Here is a 20,501-nt window from a genome sequence, read left to right as displayed (position 1 = left end):
GGGTTGTTATTCTTATTGGTTATTTTAGAGAGTGGTTCTTATGCTCTAAAATGCGACCCATCGAAGGCTGCTCCCCAGCCTCGCCGCGTTTGTGGATGTGCCCCATGGAATTTCTCAATCTCTCCTGTGACCCCTCACGACTCCAGCTGTGCCTGATCGGTGGCGGCCAGGAGGCTGTCGCGCTGGCCGAGCGTTTTGCCGGCCTCGGTGCAGACCTGTGTGTCTACGGCGATGCCCGCATGCCGATGCTGGAGACCCTGTGTGGTCGTGAAGGTTGGGAGGTTGCCGATACCCTGTTGCCCGTGCCGGCCCCCGGCCAGCTATGGCTGGTCGCCACCGGCAGCGAAGGGCGCGATCGCGGCATCCTGCGTCATGCGCGCGAGCAGCACGTGATGGTGTTCGCGCCGAGCCACCCCCGGGACTCCAGCGTGCGCCTGCCGCCGCGTCTGGTGGCCGGCGAGGCGGTATTGCCCGTGAAGGAGGAGGACCGCTTCACGGGCACGCAGGGCCAGGTGGCGTTGGTCAGCGCGGGGCCGGGTGATCCGGAGCTGCTGACGCTCAAGGCGCTGCGCCATCTGCAGCAGGCCGATGTCATCATTCATGATCGCCTGGTCAGTCACGAGATTCTGGCGCTGGCCAATCCGGAGGCGCGTCGCCTGTATGTCGGCAAGGCGCGCAGCGATCACAGCGTGCCCCAGGAAGGCATCAATCAGGCGCTGGTGGATTACGCCCGCGCCGGGCATCGCGTGGTGCGCTTGAAGGGCGGTGACGCCTTCATCTTCGGGCGCGGCGGGGAAGAGCTCGAGACCCTGGCCGGCGCCGGCATCAGCTTCGAGGTCGTGCCGGGCATCACGGCGGCTTCCGGTTGCGCGGCTTACGCGGGTATCCCGCTGACCCATCGCGACCACGCCCAGTCGGTGCGCTTCGTCACCGGCCACTTGAAGGATGGCAGCTGTGACCTGGATTGGGAGGCGCTGGCGCGTCCGGCCCAGACACTGGTCTTCTACATGGGGCTCGGCAGCCTGGGGCTGATCTGCGAGCAGTTGATCGCCAATGGTCTGGCGGCGTCCACGCCGATCGCGCTGGTCGAGCAGGGCACCACCGCGCGTCAGCGTGTGCATGTGGCAACGCTGGCGGACATGCCGGCGCAGATCGCCGGTCAGGGCCTCAAGCCGCCGACGTTGATCATAGTCGGGGATGTGGTCAAGCTGCACGATTCGCTCAAGTGGTTCTCGCCGAATGCCAACAGCAGCCTGGGGTGGGAAGATGGCAAGCACCCGACGCCGCTGGCCAATGTGGTATCGGTCTAGAGCGACCCTAGCGAAAGCGCTGAAAGCAGCGCCATGAGCAGTGACAAGACGCCGCCTCGGTAACCCCGGGGCGGCGTCTTGCGTTGTGTCGCTGGTCACGGAGGGGCTGGTGGTCGTTGGCCTGACCATCGTTGGCCTGATCACCGTGCTGGCACATGGCTGGGCGGCTCTTGGGCCAAGGTCGAGATGACGTGGCATCTGATTGCGCCTATTGTTTAAAGCAATCGTTTGAATTCTGCTGAGCGAAGCCCGTCGTTCATCACGGGGTGAGAGGCAAGTCTTTCGCGAAAGCCCTTAGCACATGAGTCAGTGAGGACAGTGATATGGCCAAGTATCAGGCGCCACTCAAGGATGCACGCTTCATTCTCGATGAGGTGTTCGCCGCCGAGCAGGAATGGGCGGGCATGGCAGCCACCGAAGAGGTGAATGTCGAGCTGGCCGAGGCGATTCTCGAGGAAGGTGCGCGCGTGACCCAGGCCGAGCTGCTGCCGCTCAACCTGAGCGGTGATGCCGAGGGCGCGCATTTCGAGAATGGCCACGTCACGACGCCCAAGGGCTTCAAGGAGGCCTATCGGGTGCTCGCCGAAGGCGGCTGGATGGGGCTGGGCGGCAATCCTGAATACGGTGGTCAGGGCATGCCCAAGATGCTCACCGTGGCGTTTGAAGAGATGCTCTACGCCACCAATACCAGCTTCGCGCTCTATCCGGCACTGAATGCCGGTGCCTGTCTGGCGGTGGATAGCCATGCGCCGGAGTCCGTCAAGCAGGTGTTTCTGCCGCGCATGTATGCCGGCGACTGGCTGGGCACCATGTGTCTGACCGAGCCGCATTGCGGCACGGACCTCGGCCTGATTCGCACCCGTGCCGAACCCCTCGAGGGCGATGACCTGCTGCTAGGGCTGCCGCGCTATCGCCTCACCGGCACCAAGATCTGGATCACCGGCGGCGAGCACGACATGGTCGACAACATCGTGCATCTGGTGCTTGCCAAGCTGCCGGATGCGCCGCCGGGCACACGCGGCATCTCGCTGTTTCTGGTCTCCAAGTATTTGCTCGACGCCGACGGCCAGCTGACGACACCGAATGCGGTCAGCTGTGGCTCCATCGAACACAAGATGGGCATCAAGGGCAGCGCGACCTGCGTGATGAACTTCGACGGTGCCGAAGGCGTGCTGATCGGCGAGCCGCATCAGGGGCTAGCGGCGATGTTCACCATGATGAACTACGAGCGTCTCTCCATCGGCCTGCAGGGGCTGGGGCTGGGCGAGGTGGCCTATCAGAGCGCGATGGATTTCGCCGCCGAGCGCCTGCAGAGCCGGGCACCGACAGGCGCCAAGGCGCCCGACAAGCCGGCCGACCCGATTCTGGTGCATCCTGACGTGCGCCGCATGGCGCTTGAGGTGCGCGTCTGGAACGAGACCGGACGCGCTTTTGCCGTCTTCGTGGGCCAGCAGCTGGACCGCGTCAAATATCACGCCGATGACGCGGTGAAGGCCGATGCGGATGCGCTGGTGCAATTCATGACGCCGATCGCCAAGGCGCTGCTGACCGACCGTGGCTTCGATGCCACCGTCATGGCGCAGCAGCTCTATGGTGGCAATGGCTACTGCGTGGAGTGGGGCGCCGAGCAGTACGTGCGCGATGCACGCATCGCGATGATCTACGAAGGCACCAACGGCATTCAGGCGATGGATCTGGTCGGGCGCAAGCTCTACCGCAATCGTGGTGCCCATGTGGCGAGCTTTGCCGCCCTGGTGCGAGCCGAGCTTGAGCGTCAGGCCGACGACGCCCAGACCCGCCCATTCGCCGAGGCCTGCAAGACGGAGCTTGAGCGCCTGGAGCGAGTGTCGGAGCAGTTGCTGGCCCGCGCCGATGACAACCCGGAAGAGCTGGGCGCGGCGGCCTGTGACTACCTCAACCTGGCAGGGCTGTGTGTCTACAGCTATCTGTGGCTGCGCATGGCGCGAGCTGCGGCGCATGGACTGGCGCAAGCAGGTGCCAGCGGTGAGGCCTTCTATCGCCGCAAGCTGGCGCTCGGGGAGTACTTCGTGGCACGCGTGCTGCCGCGCGCCGTCGCTCTGGAAGCCCAGATCAGTGCTGGCGCAGCGCCATTGATGGCCTTCAGTCTCGAGGATTTCGCGCCGGAGCAATGACGCAAGACACCGTGACCATCAGTAGCGTCATATGAAAAGCCCAGCGACCGTGTCAGGTCGCTGGGCTTTTTGTGTTGTCGGAATCCCTGTCCATCGGGTCGTGTCGGCAAGCTTGCATGCCTACTGGCCGCTCATGACCGCTCGGTCGGCTCATCCTACTTCAGCAACCAGTCACGCATGGCGGGGAACAGCTCGACCAGCACGAACAGTGGACCGATGAGCAGCTGACGCAGATCATCGAGGAAGGCCGGTTTGCGGCCCTCGATACGATGGCCGACGACCTGACCGACCCAGGCGACCACGAAGGCTGCCAGCATCATCGGTGTCACCGGCCAGTTGAGCCCGAGCATCACGAACATCAGCGCCAGGCTTGCCAGGGCCCAGACGGCCATCACGCCAAGTACCCTGAGGGAGAAGCGCGCATAGACGGCCAGGACCGCCAGGGTGACCACGCCACCGGGCAGCATCCACACACCCAGCCCCGGTTCACTCGATAGCCCCTGCCCCCCGAGCAATCTCCACAGCAGGATCAAGCTGGCAGTGAAGATGACAGGCACGCAGACAAGATGCATGCGGATGTTCTCACGATGCTGATGACTGGCCGCGTAGTGCTCGAGTGCTTCATGCAGACGCCGGTGAGCGGCTGTCTTGACATGAGGGTGCGATAATATACCCATGAGACATTCTCCAGACAGACATTGAAAACGCCCGCATGCGCAGGTGCGCAGCGGGATCGATGGCGTGTTATGTCAAGGAGCAATGGCGTGAGCCAGCAGGGCCCGGCAACCCTGCTGGCTCCTGTCAGCGTAGCGTATTGCCACGCGGACAGCCTGTGTCAGCACAGGGCTGACTGACGAACCCGGCACTTTTCAGGCGTGAATCAAGTGGCCCTGGCCCTTCAGAGATGGAACTGACCGCAGGCTTCCGGCTGATGCAGGATGGCTTCCAGACGAATGACGTCACTCTGGCCATCTTCCCGGGGCAGCGTGATCTGCTCGCCGACCGCCATTCCCAGCAGCGCGATGCCCAGTGGTGACATGATGCACAGCGCCAGTGAGGTCTCTTGCTCTTCGGGTTGCGGCAGGTGGCTGCGCAGCGACATGCACTCACCATCCTCCGGGGTAGGGTAGTGCAGTGTCAGCTCGCTATCGCCGGAGCGCGACCCCTTGAGACGTAGGCGGCTGCGCATGCTGACGCGGTCTTCGGGGAAGTCATCGGGGGGCACGATCTCTGCCTGGACCAGGCGGCTTTCGAGGCGAAGGGACAGCTCATCATCGTGTTGCTGAGCGTCGATCAGGCGCTGGAGGCGGTCAGCATCCAGGCGGTTGATGATCAGTCGTTGCCGAGTCATCGTGGGGTTCCTTGTTATCGAGTCACTGCGCGATATCATGCGCAGCAAGACGGCGCCAATCCTGGCTTAGTCAATACGGAGAGACGGACAGGGAATCCATCGGCCGTGATTGTCCATGGATTGTCCGCTAATTAATCCTAGCGGCTTTTGACGGGGTGCGGGAGTCGTCTGATGCCGACAACTTTCATGGCGCTGTCACCCAGGGCTGCCAACCTCACGCGAGACTCATCGATGTCGATTCTCTGGATATATCCGCTGGCGGCGCTCGCCGAGATCGCCGGCTGCTTCAGTTTCTGGGCCTGGTGGAAACTGGAGCGCAGCCCCGGTTGGCTGATTCCCGGCATGCTCAGCCTGGCGCTGTTCGCCTGGCTGCTTTCACTGGTCGACGTCAGTCACGCCGGGCGCGCCTTTGCCGTCTATGGCGGTGTCTATATCGCCGCGTCAGTGGCCTGGCTGTGGCTGGTCGAGCAGCAGTTGCCCAGTCGCTGGGACTTGCTGGGGACACTAGTCTGCCTGGCGGGCAGTGCCATCATCGTGCTGGGCGCTCGTGCGCAATGAGCGCAGATGTCTTGTTTATTAGTATTTTATTAAATATGTCGGGCGTTGAGCATGAGAGCGCTCATTGTTGGGTATACTGCGCCAAGATGAGGCAATGACCCTCGGGATTCGATCTGACGCAATGAGGCACCAGCATGCAGTGGGAATGGTTATGGGGGCTGGGCGGCCTTGGCATCGGCGGTTTCATCGGCTTCTGGCTCGGTCGCTGGCGGCCGCGCAGAGAGGAATGGAATCAGGCCGTGCAACCACTGCTATCGGCATTGGTGGAGGCGGAGCCAGACGTTGCGCGTGGTGAGCGGCTGGCACTTGATCCCTCGCTGCTCGACGCCTTTCGCCAGGTGGCCTCGCGTCGCGAGTTCTATCGCTTTACCAGCGGGATCGAATACGTGAACCTGCAGCTCGCCGCGGCGCATGCCGCGCATCATGACCGTGAAGAGCGCCAGCTGTTGCTGGATCAGGCGCGTGTCAGCCTGGCCAATCTGCAGGACAGCCTAAGACGACGCTGAGGTTCGTCCAGACGCGCGAATGCCGCACCGCAGATCGACCGAGGGTCGCAAAGCAGAGGAACGCAGAGCAGGAGAGCGTCGAGCAGGTTGTTTGCAAAGCAGAGTAATGCAGAGCGCGGGCGTGAAACGGGTATAGCAACCAACGGGAAGGCACTGACGATGATGATGGGTGCAGAAGGCATCAGATGACACGACGCATGCACGACAGACAAAAGCGGGAGGACTTGCTGACTGCGCGAGGCAGCTGGGGAGCATCAGCAGAGTATGCTGATGGTGCGGAAGGGGGGACTCGAACCCCCACACCTTGCGGCACCAGAACCTAAATCTGGCGTGTCTACCAATTCCACCACTTCCGCGAGAAGCAGGGCTGCATTTTACCTGTGATGCCTTTCAAGTCAATCGCTTGTGTCGATTATCCCCTGAAATTCCCCGCCTTGCGCTGCGCCTTCAGTGCCTCACTCCTGTATGACATGCACGCTGCGTGATTCCAGCCCGCAGGGCAGTTGCAGATAGCTGGCGGCGCGCTCGGCGGCGTGGCGTGTATTGGAGAGATCTTCATCGCACATCCACGGCACGACGCCTAGGCAGGGGGCCCGCAGCGTGCGTGACAACGTCGCCATGTTGTCTTCGCTGACCTCGATATCCGCTTCCAGATGGTTGATGACGTAGCCGGCGATCTCCAACCCATCGCGTTCGATGGCCTCAAGCGTCAGGCGCGCATGATTGATGCAGCCCAGGCGCAGCCCGACGACCAGAATCACCGGCAAGCCCAGCTCGATGGCCAGGTCCGAGAAATCCTCATCGTCATTCAGCGGTACCCGCCAGCCGCCAGCGCCTTCCACCAGCAGCAGGTCGCGCGGTGCGCTTGTCTGCTGGCCCCGCACATGCGCCGCGATTTTCGCCACCTCGAGATTGACGCCCACCTGACGCGCGGCAATGTGCGGCGCGATGGCCGGCGCGAAGCGCCAGGGGTTGATGCTTTCGTAATCCGCTTCCGGTTCGCACTGCGCCTGCAATGACAGGGCGTCGGCGTTGACCAGACCATCGTGATTCTCGAAGCAGTCAGAGGCCACGGGCTTGAGGCCCAGCGTGGTCAGGCCGCGCAGGCGAGCACGTGCCAGCAGGGCACTGGCGATGAAGGTCTTGCCGATTTCGGTATCGGTGCCGGTCACGAAGGCGGCGATGCCATGTTCGGCTCGCGCAGGCGGAGCAGTGTCCCGTGACGAGCTGTCCGCGGTTTTCATATCAATTTTCATTGTATCCGAGCGAGGCAGGTAATTGCCTTCAAGCAAAGTATCAGTGTTATCCGTACGCAATTCTGAACGGTTTTTCGAGCACAAGTTCAATGACTTGATAGCTTACAGGCAATCCCTTCGCAGTACGCAACGTTTCATGTCGCGCCTTGGCCTGCTGCACCTCGGCGCGTGTCAGGCGCCGGCCAGTGGCGATCTGTGCCCCGATGCCCTTGATCGAGGCCATGACCGCGGCGACATCGGGATAGTGAAATATCCGCGGGCGTAACTGCCAGTGGCAGCGCAATCCGGCGGCTTCTGCATGGCGTGCAAGATGGGCGGCGCTGGGGAAGTGACGCACGGAATCATCCGCGCGCTGCCAGGCATGGCGTACTTCCTTGAGGGTGCCGGGCCCCAGGGTGTTGATGTGCGCTCGAGCGCCGGGTTTCAAGGTGCGTGACAGTTCCGCGAGCCATTGCCGAGGGCTATCGCACCATTGCACGGCGAGGCTCGAGAACACCAGGTCCAGACTCGCATCGGCCAGTGGCAGGCGTTCGGCATCGGCGCGTAGCCAGTGCGGGCGTTCAGGGCTGCCACTCGCAAGCTCGCTCGTCTGGCGTGCGGCTTCACGCAGCATCTCAAGCGAAAGATCCAACCCCATGCAGCAAGCCCCAGAGTAGCGCTGCGCCAGTTCGAGGGTCCAATGTCCGGGCCCACAACCGAGATCGAGCACACGGGCATCGGCTGGCAGCCGCTCAGGGAGCGAGGCGAACAGGGTGGCCGCCATGGCGTGCTGCGCCTGCGCCAGCGTGAGGTAGTCGGCAGCGCCGCGATCAAAGGCGCGGGCAACCTGCTGACGGCTCGTGGCAGGCGTGAGCGAGGGCGTTGCAAGCTCTGCAGGCGGCATGCTGACGGCAATCGACATCTCAGGCCTCCTCGCTGATACGCGTGACGTGGTGGGTGGCGAGGCCCATGCGCGTGAGCAGGGCATCGGCAAGCGCCTCGGTCGCGCTCAATGGCAGGCAGTGGCCACCCTCGAATTCCGCAACCACCTGGCCCTGCGCGCGCAGCGCCGCATTCAGGCCCGGCGCCAGTAGCGGGTCCTGCTTGCCGAGCCAGAACTCGAGCGGTAACTCTGATTGAGGTGCCAGCGACATCTGGCGGCTGGCCAGTTCCGCCAGTCCTGCCGACAGCACCGCTTCGCGACTGACGGGGTGGCGACCGATCAATTCGCGCAACTGTCTGAGGCAGTCACGCGCAGAGGTCTCACCATTGGCCTGCCAGCGTAGAAAATGTTGCCAGCTGGCGGTGGGGTTGCGCGCGAAGGCTGCGCGGAAGGTGTCCAGCACTTCTGGTGCCAGGGCGGGAATCGTCTGTTCAGATGGGGCCTGGTGGATGAAGCTTGGCCCCATGGCCAGCGAGACAAGGGCGGCCGGCGCCTGCTTCTTCGCCAGCGCTTCGGCCCGCAGGGCACCCAGCGACCAGCCCAGCCACAGGGTATCGGCGCCGCCCAGTGAGGCTCGCGAGGCAGTCGGTTCTGAGCCTGCCCGTGACTCGGCTTGCGGGCCTTCTTCTGGCCAATCCGGCGCGATGATCTCCAGCGGGCGACTCTTTGCCTGATCATCTGCCCCGTCATCTGCCTCATCATTCGTCTCGGTGGCGTGAGCGAGGCGTGCTTGGAGGCAGGCGATCAGGGGCTGCCAGATGCGCGCATCGATACCCCAGCCGCTGAACAGCACCAGACGAGTCAGCGTCATGGCGTGACTCCTTCTGGGCTGATGGTTGGGGAATCCGAGCGGGGCTGGGCCTTTTCCGCTGCCAGTACCGCTTCGAGAGCCTCGAGCAGTGCCACGATATCCTCGGCCGTGTGCTCGGCGGAGAAGGTGAAGCGCAGGCGCGAGCTGCCGGCGGGCACCGTGGGCGGGCGGATGGCCGAGACCAGCACGCCACGCTCGCGCAGTGCCGCGCTCCAGGCCAATGTCCGCGCCTCGCTGCCCAGAATCAGCGGCTGAATCGGGGTCAGCGGGGCAGAGGGTGAAATGTTCGTGTCGGCTGGCGTCAGCCCGAGCGCGAGCCCACTGCCCGCCAGCAGATGCGTACAACCTTCACGGAACTGCTGCACGCGCGCCTGCAATTGCTCACGGCGCTGTGGTTCGTGCGCGACGATTTCCAGCGCCGCCAGGGTAGCGGCGGCGACATGCGGTGGTTGCGCGGTGGTGTAGATGTAGGGGCGCGCCAGCTGGATCAGACTCTCGATCAGCGCATCGCTGCCGGCGACGAAGGCGCCGCTGCTGCCGAGCGCCTTGCCCAGGGTGCCGATCAATACCGGCACGTCAGCCAGTGGGGTATCGCGCCCGACCAGCCCTTCGCCATGCTCGCCCAGCACGCCCAGCCCATGGGCATCATCGATCATCAGCCAGGCGCCATGCCGGGCGCAGGCCTGGCTCAGGCCCGCGATATAGGCGCAGTCGCCATCCATGCTGAACACGCCATCGCTGATCACCAGCTTGTCGTCGGCCCGGGAGCGCGCCAGCTGGCGTTCGAGGTCCTCGATATCGCGATGGTGGAAGCGACGCGAGCGCACGGCAGTGGTGCCGGAGGACGCCAGGCGCGCACCATCGAGGAGGCTGGCGTGATTGAGGCGATCATGGAATATCTCGAGGCTGCGACCGGCCTCGCGCGAGGCACTCGCCAGCGCATCGATCACGCCCAGATTGGCCATGAACCCGGTGGAGAACAGCAGCGCGCGTGGCCGCCCGGTCAGCTCGGCCAGGCGAGCCTCCAGCTGGTGGTGAGCGCTCTGGTGGCCATTGACCAGGTGAGCGCTGCCGCTGCCGACACCGAATTCACGCGCCGCGCGACAGCCGGCCTCGACCAGTGCCGGGTGGTTGGCCAGCCCCAGATAATCGTTGGCGGTGAAGTTGAGCAGCGGGCGCATTCCTGCACCGGCTTCCTGCCCGGCGAGGTTGACGTGGGGGCCCTGTGGCGAATCCAGCGTCAGGCGCCGGCGATAACGGCCGACCTGCTCACGCTGAGTGAGCAGGTCCTCCAGATGCGTGAAGCTGGCGCTGGACTGAGGGCTTAAGCGCGCGCTGGCGGGCGTATCGGTGGCCACGAGCGATCAGACCACCAGGCCGCAGGGCTTGCGTTCGCGCACCTGGCCTTCGCTGCTGGCGGGCGTCGCCTCGCGCGTGGCGTCATAGAACAGGCTGCCCTCGACATTGGCACGTGCCTGTTCTTCCATGGCGGCCTTCAGGGCGGCTTCACGCACTTCGTCGCTGGCGACTTCCTGGCGGGTCTCCGGGTGCAGACCGAGGCGCTCGAACAGCTCGCGGTCACGGTTGGCCTGCGGGTTGCCGGTGGTCAGCAGACGCTCGCCATAGAAGATGGAGTTGGCGCCGGCGAGGAAGGCCAGTGCCTGGGTGGAATCGTCCATCTGCTCGCGGCCGGCGGACAGGCGCACGTGACTCTTCGGCATCATGATGCGCGCCACGGCGATGGCGCGGATGAACTCGATGGGATCGAGGTCATCGACATTTTCCAGCGGCGTGCCCGCCACCTTGACCAGCATGTTGATCGGCACCGATTCCGGCTGCGGCTCCAGATTGGCCAGCTGACGCAGCAGGCCGGCGCGGTCGGTGGTGGTCTCGCCCATGCCGAGGATGCCGCCGGAGCACACCTTCATGCCGGCTTCGCGCACGCTGGCCAAGGTATCCAGGCGCTCGCTGTAGCTGCGCGTGGTGATGATCTCGCCGTAGTACTCCGGTGAGGTATCCAGATTGTGGTTGTAGTAGTCGAGGCCGGCATCCGCGAGTTTCCTGGCCTGATCGGTATCGACCATGCCCAGCGTCATGCAGGTCTCGAGCCCCAGCGACTTCACCTGACGCACCATCTCGGTGACCACTTCGAGGTCACGCTCACGCGGGCTCTTCCAGGCCGCGCCCATGCAGAAGCGGCTGGCGCCGGCGTCCTTGGCGGCACGCGCCTGCTCGACCACCTTCTCAATCTCCATCAGCTTTTCCTTGCCAAGGCCGGTGTTGTAGTGGCCGGACTGCGGGCAGTACTTGCAGTCTTCCGGGCAGGCGCCGGTCTTGATCGACAGCAGGGTGGAGACCTGCACCGCATTCGGGTCGAAGTGCTGGCGGTGCACCTGCTGGGCACGGAACAGCAGGTCATTGAAGGGCAGGGCGAACAGCGCCTCGATTTCCGAGACGCTCCAGTCATGGCGTACCACGCTGTCATCAGTAGGCGCAGGGATATTCGTGGCTTGTGTGGTCACGCGGGAGGCTTCTACGGTCATGAGCTTGGGGTCCTTCATCAGGCGGGCAGAGCGAGAGCGCGCTGAGCCGTTCATCCGTGGGTGAGTCCGGGAGTCGGCAGCCGAGCTGGCAAGTGGCCAGTCAACGCATCGAATAAGGTCAGGTTAACTGAGATGATAGAGTTTCCGCGGGCGCTGTCAACGATGAGAACTCTGCTGGTTGACCACTGGCAGCTGTCGCGACCCTGCGCCTTCTGTCAGCGTCAGCTGACGACAGCCATGCCCGGCGCGACCGAACGGCAGAGCGCTTCAGTTTCACCTCCCCCTTCATTTTCCTCTCTAGCGACTCGCTCGCGTCATGAGCGAGAGCTGTCATCGCGCCGCGAGTGGTGCGACGCCTGCGAGGCGAGAATCGCGCGCAATCAGCATGCCTGTCCGCGTTGTGCTGAGCCTGTCGCCTCATTGGCCTTGAGTCAGCAGGCCTGTGCGCGGTGCCTGTCGTCACCGCCTGCCTTTGCACGCTGCTTTGCGCCGCTGCGGTATGAAGGGTTGCTGGCGGGACTGTTCCAGCGCTACAAGGACCAGCATCAGCATCAGCGCCGCGCCGGGCGACTGTTGCGCCAGCTCATGCAGCGGGAGCTGGCGCACTTCTGCCGCGAGTGGCGCCAGGCGCATCCTCACGGCGCAGTGCTGCTGGTACCGGCAGATGCCTGTCGTCGTCGCCAGCGCGGCCATGATGCGCTGGCGGAACTGTGTCGCGGGCTGAGCCCCGCCATTGCTGGCCATCCGCGGGATATGGCGCGGGTGCGCGGCAAGCGCATGCCGCACGAGGCGTCAGTCGCGGTGGCCAGGGCGGCGCCGGATCAGCGCCTGCGGGATAGGCGCGGGCGTCTGAAGGCCCAGCGTGGGCGTTATGACATTGACGGCCTCTTGCCGGAGCACGTGCTGCTGATCGATGACGTCATGACCAGCGGTGCGACGCTCGACAGTCTTGCTCAGGCCTGCCTGCGAGCCGGTGCCCGTGAGGTCGATGCCTGCGTGCTGGCGCGGACTCCCCTGGCCTTGCGCGGGGCGCTGTGACCCGCAAACGCGACACGAAGTAGAGCTGCCCGACACATGCCGCCGGGGCTGAGCCTCGAAACGGGCGTTGAACTCAGCGGGCAGGAGGGGTCAATCAGGGAGAAGACTGGCGTGCAGAGGGTCTAATCTCATAGCATGCAAGGTCCGGCAGCCGTTTGCTGGTCCATGCCCGAGGAATTGCCATGCCTATTGATCCTGTTTCCCCCGATGACTCGCAATCTTTCGGCACCTCGCGCGAGTTGGATGCGCGCTCCAATGGCAACACCTGGTCGACGACATCCGCGCCAGGGGGCCATGGAGACACGCGTTTTCATCCCTTCGATGCTCTCGCGCCGGACCGTGTCGTGGCCGCTGTCGAATCGCTGGGCTTCTGGTTGCCCGGCGAGCCGTTCGCGCTGAACAGTTACGAGAATCGTGTCTACCATCTCGCCGATGATGACCGACGCCGCTGGGTGGCCAAGTTCTATCGCCCCGAGCGCTGGAGCCGTGCCCAGATTCTCGAGGAGCACGCCTTCCTGGCCGAGCTGGATGAGGCCGGTGTCCCGGGGGCGCCCGCGTGGGCGAACGAGGCCGGCGAGACGCTGCATCGATTCGAGGGCTTCGACTTCGCCCTCTTCCCGCATGTGGTGGGGCGTGCCCCGGAGCTTGAATCTGCCGAGCACCTCTATCAGCTGGGTGAGCTGATCGGCCGCGTGCACGCGGTGGGGCGCAAGAGCGCGTTTCGCGAGCGGGAGACGCTCTCGCCGCTGCGGATTCTCGAAGAGAGCTGCGCCAGCGTGCTGGCCTCCGACTGGCTGAGTGAGCGCCAGCGCGACAGCTACCAGCGTGTCATTGAGGCGCTGCGCCCGTTGGTCGCGGAGCAGAGCTGGCCGGAAAGCGCCCTGATTCGTACCCACGGCGACTGCCACATCGGCAACATGCTGGGGCGCGATGACAGCTTCGCGCTGGTCGACTTCGATGACTGCCTGAGCGCCCCGGCGGTGCAGGACCTGTGGATGCTGTTGACCGGTCAGAGCGACCCGGAGCTGCACATGCAGCTGTCCGAAGTGCTGGAGGGCTACGAGCAGCATTGTGAGTTCAATCGCAGCGAGCTCAAGTGGATCGAGACGCTGCGCACACTGCGCATGGTGCGTCACAGCGCCTGGGTGGTGCGGCGCTGGTCGGACCCCGCCTTCCCGCAGGCCTTCTCGCACGTGGCGAGCCTGGGCTACTGGGACGACCACATTCGCAGCCTGGAACAGCAGCGCGTCGCGCTGTCTGCGCCGCGTTGGCTGGCCTAGCGATCGCGACATGGCCTAGCAGTCGTGACATGAGCTGGTAGTCGCGACATGAGCTGGCAGTCGTGACATGACCTGAAGGTCGCCGCGAGGCCTGAGCCCCTTTGGCGAAGTGAGTGACATCGCCCCTTCATGCGCCCCCATCGGTTACCGATGGGGGCGCATGTGTTGCATAGATACGACAATCGCGTGAACAGGCCTGCGTTGACGGCATGCCTGAGGTAGAATCTGGCCCTGACATTGAACACGAAGTTATACGATTTCTTGCCATCTGATCGCTTGTGTATGACTTTTGTGCTTTACCCCTGCTATGCGTGCGCTAGTGCGCGCCCCTGACCGATACCATAGGCAGACGGATGACCGAAGAGATTGCCAACCACTACCGCCAGATCATCACCGCGTTGGGTGAGGATCCAGAGCGTGAGGGCCTGCTGGATACGCCCAAGCGCGCGGCCAAGGCCATGCAGTACCTGACTCATGGCTATCAACAGTCGTTGGAGGAGATCGTCAACGGCGCTGTCTTCACCTCCGATACGGACGAGATGGTACTGGTCAAGGACATCGAGCTTTACTCGATGTGCGAGCATCACCTGCTGCCGTTCATCGGCAAGTGCCACATCGCCTATCTGCCGTCTGGCAAGGTGCTTGGTCTGTCCAAGTTCGCGCGTATCGTCGACATGTATTCGCGTCGCATGCAGATTCAGGAAAACCTCACCAAGCAGATCGCCGAGGCCGTTCAGCAGGTCACCGGTGCACGTGGTGTGGCCGTCGTGGTCGAAGCGCGTCACATGTGCATGATGATGCGTGGGGTGGAAAAGCAGAATTCCAGCATGAAGACGTCCGTGATGCTGGGCGCCTTCCGCGACAATCAGCCGACCCGTCAGGAATTCCTGACGTTGATCAGCTGACAGCAGAGTGAAGACGCCGCCTTTCGAGGCGGCGTTCTTGTCTGGGAGTCATCTCGCGCGTTTCCCTTGATCAGGAGTCCCTGCCGATGCCGATGCATGCCTTGCACGATGAACATCTCGATCACGATCTCGCCACCATTCGCATCAAGAATCTGCGCCTGAGAACCTATATCGGGATCAATGAAGACGAGATCCAGAACCGCCAGGATGTCGTGATCAACGTGGTGATCCGCTATCGCGCGGCACGCGCCGTGCAATTCAATCACATCAGTGAAGCGCTCAATTACCGCACCATCACCAAGCAGTTGATCCGTCATGTCGAGGAAGGGCGCTTCGCGCTGCTCGAACGCATGACCCGTGAGGTGCTGGATATCGTGATGGCGCACGAACAGGTGCTGACAGCGCAGGTCGAGATCGACAAGCCGCATGCCTTGCGCTTCTCTGACTCGGTGTCCATCACCCTGTCGGACAGTCGCGAAGCACATGACTAGTCGGCCCGTGCAGGCGTTGAGAAGCTCAGGTGTCGAGAAAGTCAGATGTCGAGAAGATCAGATATCGAGAAGCTCAGATGTCGAGAAGATCAGGCGCAGAAGCCTGAAGAGTCGGGAGACATGATGTGATCGGGGAAATCATCCGTTTCGATGATGCAGAACAGCAGGGCACCATTCGGGACGAGAAGGGCGGTGAGCATGCCTTCGATCTGGTCGGCTGGCGCGGGCGTGGCTTGCCGGGGCCGGGGCTGGCGGTGGACTTCGAGCTTCGCGACGGGCGTGCAGTGCAGGTCTTCAATGCGCGAATCAAGCAGCAGAAGGCGCGGCGAGTCGTCTCGATGCCGCCCGAGGCCAGGCCGGCAACGCGCAAGCGCTGGTGGCTCGCCGGGCTGGCCATCGTGGTACTAGTACTGGCAGGGTTGTGGATCTAGCGTCACGCCCGCATCTAGGCTATATCAGGTTAGTCTTGAGTAGTCTCGGTTAGCCGGGAATCACTGCCTTGACCCACAAGCACGCCTCGGGAGTCTTCATGGAACATCTCAACGATACCAGTCTGTTTCGTCCATTTGCCTATATCGACGGTGGCTGGGTAGCCGCGGATTCCGGCGAGCAGATCGAGGTCGACAATCCTGCCACCGGCGAGATCATCGGCCGCGTGCCTCGGCTGGGTTACGCCGAGACCGAACGCGCCATCGAGGCGGCGCAGCACTCCTTCGCGGACTGGAAGGAGACGCCGGCGCTGGAGCGCGCTGACATCCTGATGAAGTGGTACGCCTTGATGCTGGAGCACAAGGATGATCTGGCGCAGATCATGACGCTGGAGCAGGGCAAGCCCCTCGCCGAAGCCGCCGGTGAAATCCAGTACGCGGCCAGCTTCCTGCGCTGGTTCGCCGAAGAAGGTCAGCGCGTGTATGGCGACACCATTCCGGCCGCCAAGCGCGATCAACGTATCCTGGTGCTCAAGCAGCCGGTCGGAGTGGTGGGGGCGATCACGCCTTGGAACTTCCCGGCCTCGATGATCACCCGCAAGGCGGGCGCCGCGCTGGCCGCGGGCTGTCCGATCGTGGTCAAACCGGCCAGCCAGACGCCGTTCTCGGCGCTGGCGCTGGCGGTGCTGGCGGAGCGCGCTGGCGTGCCGCGCGGCGTCTTCAATGTCGTGCCGGGCTCGGCCAAGGACATCGCCAAGGCGATGACCGATTCCAGCATCGTGCGCAAGGTGACCTTCACCGGCTCCACGGAAGTCGGGCGTGGCCTGATGGCAAATGCCGCGCAGCATATCCAGAAGATCTCGCTGGAGCTTGGCGGCAACGCGCCCTTCCTGGTGTTCGAAGACGCCGATCTCGATGCGGCGGTGGAAGGCGCGATGGCGGCCAAGTTCCGCAATGCCGGTCAGACCTGCGTCTGCACCAATCGCTTCCTGGTGCAGTCCAGCGTGGTCAATGCCTTCAGCGAGAAGCTGGCCGCCGCCATGAACGCCGAGCTGACCGTGGGCAATGGCCTGGAAGAGGGCGTCAAGGTTGGCCCGTTGATCGATGGCGACGCCGTCGAGAAGGTCACCGAGCACGTGCAGGATGCCCTCGACAAGGGTGCCGAGTTGCTTCTGGGCGGCCATCCGCATCCGCTGGGGGGCAGCTTCTTCACGCCGACCCTGATCTCGCAGGTGACGCCGGAGATGAAGGTTGCCCGTGAGGAAACCTTCGGTCCGCTGGCGGCGATCTTCCCCTTCGAGAGCGAGGAAGAGGCGATCGAGATGGCCAACGACACCGAATTCGGCCTGGCCAGTTACTTCTACAGCAGCGACCTCAAGCGTGTCTGGCGCGTCTCGGAAGGTCTGGACTACGGCATGGTCGGTATCAATACCGGGCTGATCTCCAACGCCGCGGCGCCCTTTGGTGGCACCAAGGCGTCGGGGCTGGGCCGTGAAGGCTCCAAGTATGGCCTCGAGGAATACATGGAAACCAAGTATCTGTGTCTCTCACTTGGCTGATCCATCGTCATCGGGTCCGCAATGTCGATCTTTGCTTGAGCCTTGCATCGCTGATTGATGGTCAACGCTCAATGCAATGATCGGACACGCCATCAACTGGCAAAAAGCCCGCATGGGAAACCGGGCGGGCTTTTTCATGCCATGCATTTATCCCACCTGTCTGCGCTGAGTGTGCCTGCAACTTGGCCATGGAATTTTCGCTGCTGATGAGAGCGATCTTTTTGCTTCTGATGAGAGAGCGGCATGCGCGAGAGGCGGGCAATCTCGCGACAAGAGGCGCATGAGTCATTGGTCGTAGAGATGGAGAGTCTCGGAGATTGATGGCGCTGCGCGTGTCAGACCAAAGCGGTATGCCGCGGCCTTTTTGCGCAGATCAGGGCCAAAGACAGGTGTGCTTTGTCGGCATTCTCTTACTTGTGCATATGCTTATTTACGCTACAGTCAAAGAGCGGGACCTGTGGTGATAGTCTTCAAGGATTGAAGACAGGGCGAGTGGCGTGGCGGACGCGACTCGCCCTTTTTTATTGCCGGATCTCTGATCTCGGGTACGGATCTCGAGTTCGGGGCTCGGCTCTCGTGCCGCAATCCTGATGCCTCAACGCTCACTTCTCAACCCTCCCATCTCAGCCCTCTCTTCTCGGCTCGCAGGTCTCACCCCAGTGGCGAAAGCCCCATGCCCGCCACCAGGCCTTCCAGTGCATGTCGCCCGGCAATCGAGTTGCCGTAGCCGTCCAGGCGTGGCGACCAGACGCAGATGCTCATCTGTCCCGGCAGGATGGCGATGATGCCACCGCCGACGCCACTCTTGCCCGGCAGTCCCACTCGCCAGGCGAAGTCGCCTGCCGCATCGTAAAGCCCGCAGGTCAGCAACAACGCATTGAGCTGGCGTGTCTCCAGCGGCGAGACCACTTCCTTGCCATCCAGCGGATTGACGCCGCGATTGGCGAGGAAGGCGAAGCTGCGCGCCAGTTCCACGCAGTTCATCGACACCGAGCAGCTGTGGAAGTAGGTGTCCAGCAGGTCATCCACATCGGAATGCACATTGCCGTAGGCCTGCATCAGGTAGGCGAGCGAGGCATTGCGTGCCTTGTGGTCCATTTCCGAGCGCGCGACCTTTTCATCGAAGCCGATATCGTCGCTGCCGGACAGACGCCTGAGCTGCTCACGCAGGGTGTTCTGGATCGAGACGATGCGCGACACCAGCAGGTCGGTGATCAGCAGGGCTCCGGCATTGATGAAGGGATTGCGCGGGATGCCGTTCTCGACCTCCAGCTGCATGATCGAGTTGAAGGCCTGGCCGGAAGGCTCACGGCCGACGCGCGACCAGATCTCGTCGCTCTCAAGACGCTGCATCGCCAGTACCAGCGCATGCACCTTGGAGATCGACTGGATCGAGAAGCGAGTATGCGCGCTGCCGGCATACTGTACACGGCCATCGACATGGCAGACGGCGATGCCGAACTGGTCAGGGTCGACCTGCGCCAGTGCCGGGATATAGTCCGCGACCTTGCCCTCGTTGAAGCAGCGGCTGGCATCATCGGACAGGCGTTCGAGCAGTGTCTGGAGAGCATCGGGGTCGAGTGGCGGCGTCATGGCAACCTTGAAGCAGCGGTAGAGGGAAAAGGGCGCGAAACTGGCCGGGCCATCGTGACAACGGCGCCATCGGGCATCAGGTCGAGAGTGGCGCGAGGGGCCGGCAGGGCATTCTAGCGGATATGACCGCAGCTGGCGCGCTCGATGCCGCTGGCAGGGTGTGCCGTCAGGCCGGCTCAATCGCGTGATAGTTGACGCTTATCAGCCAGGTAGGGCAAAGTGATTTCTACATGCAGTTGAGAATCGTTATTATTGGTTCATCAAGGCAGCACGCAGTTGCCTGGCCCCATGACATGCGACGCGCTGAGGCTCAGCGTCTCGCTGAGTAGACCGCCCGGAGGGCAGCCAACATGATCAAGACATTGACCTTTGCCAGCATGCACTTCTCCATCGCCTTCGGCGTCACCTATCTGCTGACCGGCGATATCGTGGTCGGCGGCCTGGTCGCCATCGTCGAGCCGGCGGTCAACACCGTCGCCTTCTTCTTCCACGAGAAGGTCTGGAACCGTGTCACCGCGCGCCGCCAGCAGGCTGCTGAGAGCGAGGCGAATTCGCGAAACGCCATGAGCGGGGCGGCGCTGGCGGGCTGAAGCTGCTTGCGCGTGGCAGGGATGCGCCGCAGAATCGAGCGACCTTTTCCCGGAGCTCCCCATGCTGAAGCTTGCCCCTCGCGCCGCCCGTTTCTCTATTCTTGCCAATCCCTCTTGTCCTGCCCAGCCCTCTCATCCTGCCCGCGCCCGCCAACGTCCTCTCGTCCAGGGGGCGTTGGCGTTGCTGCTGGGGCTTGCCGGCAGTCTGGCTGGCCTCGAGGCCGTGGCCGCAGACGAGACACGCGATTATCACTACAGCGACGCCCATCTGCACTTCGTGGACTTCTTCCAGCAGGGGGATGGTCTGGGGGCCTTGCTGGATGCCATGGACGAGGCGCAGGTCGATCACGCCCTGGTCACGGGCATCGGCGTTGCCAAGAAATGGCAGCAGGACGCACCCAAGAAGCCACGTTACTACATGGGCGATGATGCGCCGGTCTACTGGTATTCCGGTACCGATTACATCCTGGCCGAGGCGCTGACCCGCGCGCCCGAGCCGGTACAGGCGCGTTTCTCGCCGTTCATCACCGGCTTCAATCCCACTGATCTGAATGCTGCCGATGAGATTCGCCAGTTGATGGCGATCTATCCCGGCTTCTGGAAAGGCATCGGCGAGGTCTTCACGCGTCATGATGACCTGACGCGCCTGACCGAGGGCGAGACGCCACGAGCCAATCATCCCGCCTTGAGAAAGGTCTATGCGCTGGCAGCGGAGAAGAGCCTGCCGGTGATGGTGCATTCCAATGTCACCAGCAAGCGTGAGGGGCATGAGGGGCTGTATCTCGAGGAATTCGAGAGTGCGGTGCGCGACAATCCGGACACGACCTTCATCTGGGCACATGCGGGTACCAGTGCCGAGCTCAATCGTCGCCTGGGGCGCATGACATGGCTGCACGGCGAGATCGAGCGCATGCTGGAAACCTATCCCAACCTGAATATCGACCTGTCCTGGTCAGTGCTGGAGCCGTATCTGCTGGATGACAAGGGCCAGCCGCGCCCGCGCTGGGTCAAGCTGGTCGAGCGCTTCCCACAGCGCTTCGTGCTTGGCAGTGACGTGGTCGGGCGCTTCGGCTCGGTGGGCGATATCCTGGCAAGTTACACGCCATTCCTCGATGCCCTGTCGCCACAGACGGCGCACAATGTCGCCCGTGACAACTTCCTGCGCCTGGTCAGACTGCCTGTCGAATAGGGGCAGGCGTTGATGCCC

Annotated in this window: 20 protein-coding genes and 1 tRNA gene; 12 read left to right on the top strand and 9 right to left on the bottom strand. The window is 63.3% G+C overall.

Going from position 1 to position 20,501, the window contains the following annotated elements; all coding sequences use genetic code 11:
• The first annotated feature begins 104 nt into the window (after positions 1–104).
• Both cobA and AOG28_RS01270 read left to right on the top strand, forming a co-directional pair.
• The gene (gene cobA / locus AOG28_RS01275; protein ID WP_054555052.1) at positions 105–1,310 is read left to right on the top strand and encodes a uroporphyrinogen-III C-methyltransferase; all 1,206 of its coding nucleotides are present in this window, start codon (positions 105–107) and stop codon (positions 1,308–1,310) included.
• Between the two features lie 323 nt (positions 1,311–1,633).
• Entirely contained in the window at positions 1,634–3,463 is a 1,830-nt protein-coding gene (locus AOG28_RS01270) for an acyl-CoA dehydrogenase C-terminal domain-containing protein (protein ID WP_054555051.1), read from the top strand.
• Between the two features lie 155 nt (positions 3,464–3,618).
• Here AOG28_RS01270 and AOG28_RS01265 read toward each other — a convergent pair whose 3' ends face one another.
• Together AOG28_RS01265 and AOG28_RS01260 are read right to left on the bottom strand one after the other, a co-directional pair.
• On the bottom strand, positions 3,619–4,140 hold the full coding sequence (locus AOG28_RS01265) for an Mpo1 family 2-hydroxy fatty acid dioxygenase (RefSeq protein ID WP_054555050.1): 522 nt from the start codon (positions 4,138–4,140) through the stop codon (positions 3,619–3,621).
• A gap of 221 nt (positions 4,141–4,361) precedes the next feature.
• Entirely contained in the window at positions 4,362–4,814 is a 453-nt protein-coding gene (locus tag AOG28_RS01260) for a hypothetical protein (protein ID WP_054555049.1), read from the bottom strand.
• A gap of 171 nt (positions 4,815–4,985) precedes the next feature.
• Here AOG28_RS01260 and AOG28_RS01255 point away from each other — a divergent pair, with 171 nt between their 5' ends.
• Positions 4,986–5,372 carry a YnfA family protein gene (locus AOG28_RS01255; RefSeq protein WP_318527676.1) on the top strand — a complete coding sequence of 129 codons (387 nt, stop codon included), beginning with the start codon at positions 4,986–4,988 and terminating at the stop codon, positions 5,370–5,372.
• Between the two features lie 134 nt (positions 5,373–5,506).
• On the top strand, positions 5,507–5,878 hold the full coding sequence (locus tag AOG28_RS01250) for a hypothetical protein (RefSeq protein ID WP_043332422.1): 372 nt from the start codon (positions 5,507–5,509) through the stop codon (positions 5,876–5,878).
• Between the two features lie 271 nt (positions 5,879–6,149).
• Here the strand turns inward: AOG28_RS01250 and AOG28_RS01245 are convergent.
• The 6 genes from AOG28_RS01245 to bioB form a co-directional block, all read right to left on the bottom strand.
• A tRNA-Leu gene (locus AOG28_RS01245) sits at positions 6,150–6,234 on the bottom strand.
• A gap of 99 nt (positions 6,235–6,333) precedes the next feature.
• Positions 6,334–7,122, bottom strand: a complete 789-nt coding sequence (bioD, locus tag AOG28_RS01240; protein WP_082388124.1) for a dethiobiotin synthase — start codon at positions 7,120–7,122, stop codon at positions 6,334–6,336.
• Positions 7,123–7,180: 58 nt separating this feature from the next.
• A complete protein-coding gene (locus AOG28_RS01235) occupies positions 7,181–8,035 on the bottom strand; it encodes a methyltransferase domain-containing protein (protein ID WP_235506908.1) in 855 nt (284 codons plus the stop codon).
• A gap of 1 nt (position 8,036) precedes the next feature.
• On the bottom strand, positions 8,037–8,867 hold the full coding sequence (locus AOG28_RS01230) for an alpha/beta fold hydrolase (RefSeq protein WP_054555048.1): 831 nt from the start codon (positions 8,865–8,867) through the stop codon (positions 8,037–8,039).
• Complete coding sequence (locus tag AOG28_RS01225; protein ID WP_442854939.1) at positions 8,864–10,225, bottom strand: aminotransferase class I/II-fold pyridoxal phosphate-dependent enzyme; 1,362 nt, start codon at positions 10,223–10,225, stop codon at positions 8,864–8,866. Before AOG28_RS01225 ends, AOG28_RS01230 begins: the two co-directional genes overlap by 4 nt.
• Before the next feature lie 6 nt (positions 10,226–10,231).
• Positions 10,232–11,410 carry a biotin synthase BioB gene (gene bioB, locus AOG28_RS01220; RefSeq protein WP_082388159.1) on the bottom strand — a complete coding sequence of 393 codons (1,179 nt, stop codon included), beginning with the start codon at positions 11,408–11,410 and terminating at the stop codon, positions 10,232–10,234.
• Positions 11,411–11,830: 420 nt separating this feature from the next.
• Here bioB and AOG28_RS01215 point away from each other — a divergent pair, with 420 nt between their 5' ends.
• From AOG28_RS01215 to AOG28_RS01190, 6 genes are all read left to right on the top strand, one after another.
• Positions 11,831–12,448: a ComF family protein gene (locus tag AOG28_RS01215; RefSeq protein ID WP_152965302.1), complete on the top strand. Its 618-nt coding sequence runs from the start codon at positions 11,831–11,833 to the stop codon at positions 12,446–12,448.
• Between the two features lie 182 nt (positions 12,449–12,630).
• Positions 12,631–13,728, top strand: a complete 1,098-nt coding sequence (locus AOG28_RS01210) for a serine/threonine protein kinase (protein ID WP_082388123.1) — start codon at positions 12,631–12,633, stop codon at positions 13,726–13,728.
• Between the two features lie 353 nt (positions 13,729–14,081).
• The gene (gene folE, locus AOG28_RS01205) at positions 14,082–14,633 is read left to right on the top strand and encodes a GTP cyclohydrolase I FolE (protein WP_043332418.1); all 552 of its coding nucleotides are present in this window, start codon (positions 14,082–14,084) and stop codon (positions 14,631–14,633) included.
• A gap of 86 nt (positions 14,634–14,719) precedes the next feature.
• On the top strand, positions 14,720–15,124 hold the full coding sequence (gene folX / locus AOG28_RS01200) for a dihydroneopterin triphosphate 2'-epimerase (protein ID WP_043332416.1): 405 nt from the start codon (positions 14,720–14,722) through the stop codon (positions 15,122–15,124).
• 125 nt (positions 15,125–15,249) lie between these two features.
• The gene (locus tag AOG28_RS01195; protein WP_054555046.1) at positions 15,250–15,555 is read left to right on the top strand and encodes a hypothetical protein; all 306 of its coding nucleotides are present in this window, start codon (positions 15,250–15,252) and stop codon (positions 15,553–15,555) included.
• A 98-nt stretch (positions 15,556–15,653) separates the two neighbouring features.
• Positions 15,654–17,111 (top strand): NAD-dependent succinate-semialdehyde dehydrogenase, encoded by a 1,458-nt coding sequence (locus AOG28_RS01190; protein WP_043332412.1) that lies wholly within the window; start codon positions 15,654–15,656, stop codon positions 17,109–17,111.
• A 651-nt stretch (positions 17,112–17,762) separates the two neighbouring features.
• On the opposite strand, the gene glsB is transcribed toward AOG28_RS01190, so the two are convergent.
• A complete protein-coding gene (glsB, locus tag AOG28_RS01185; protein ID WP_054555045.1) occupies positions 17,763–18,704 on the bottom strand; it encodes a glutaminase B in 942 nt (313 codons plus the stop codon).
• Positions 18,705–19,054: 350 nt separating this feature from the next.
• Here glsB and AOG28_RS01180 point away from each other — a divergent pair, with 350 nt between their 5' ends.
• Together AOG28_RS01180 and AOG28_RS01175 are read left to right on the top strand one after the other, a co-directional pair.
• A complete protein-coding gene (locus tag AOG28_RS01180; protein WP_043331997.1) occupies positions 19,055–19,294 on the top strand; it encodes a DUF2061 domain-containing protein in 240 nt (79 codons plus the stop codon).
• 61 nt (positions 19,295–19,355) lie between these two features.
• Positions 19,356–20,483 (top strand): amidohydrolase family protein, encoded by a 1,128-nt coding sequence (locus tag AOG28_RS01175; protein ID WP_082388122.1) that lies wholly within the window; start codon positions 19,356–19,358, stop codon positions 20,481–20,483.
• The last annotated feature ends 18 nt before the right edge of the window (positions 20,484–20,501 follow it).

The sequence above is a fragment of the Cobetia sp. UCD-24C genome, assembly GCF_001306765.1.
Taxonomy (GTDB): domain Bacteria; phylum Pseudomonadota; class Gammaproteobacteria; order Pseudomonadales; family Halomonadaceae; genus Cobetia; species Cobetia amphilecti.
This window is presented reverse-complemented; position numbering and strand designations above follow the sequence as displayed.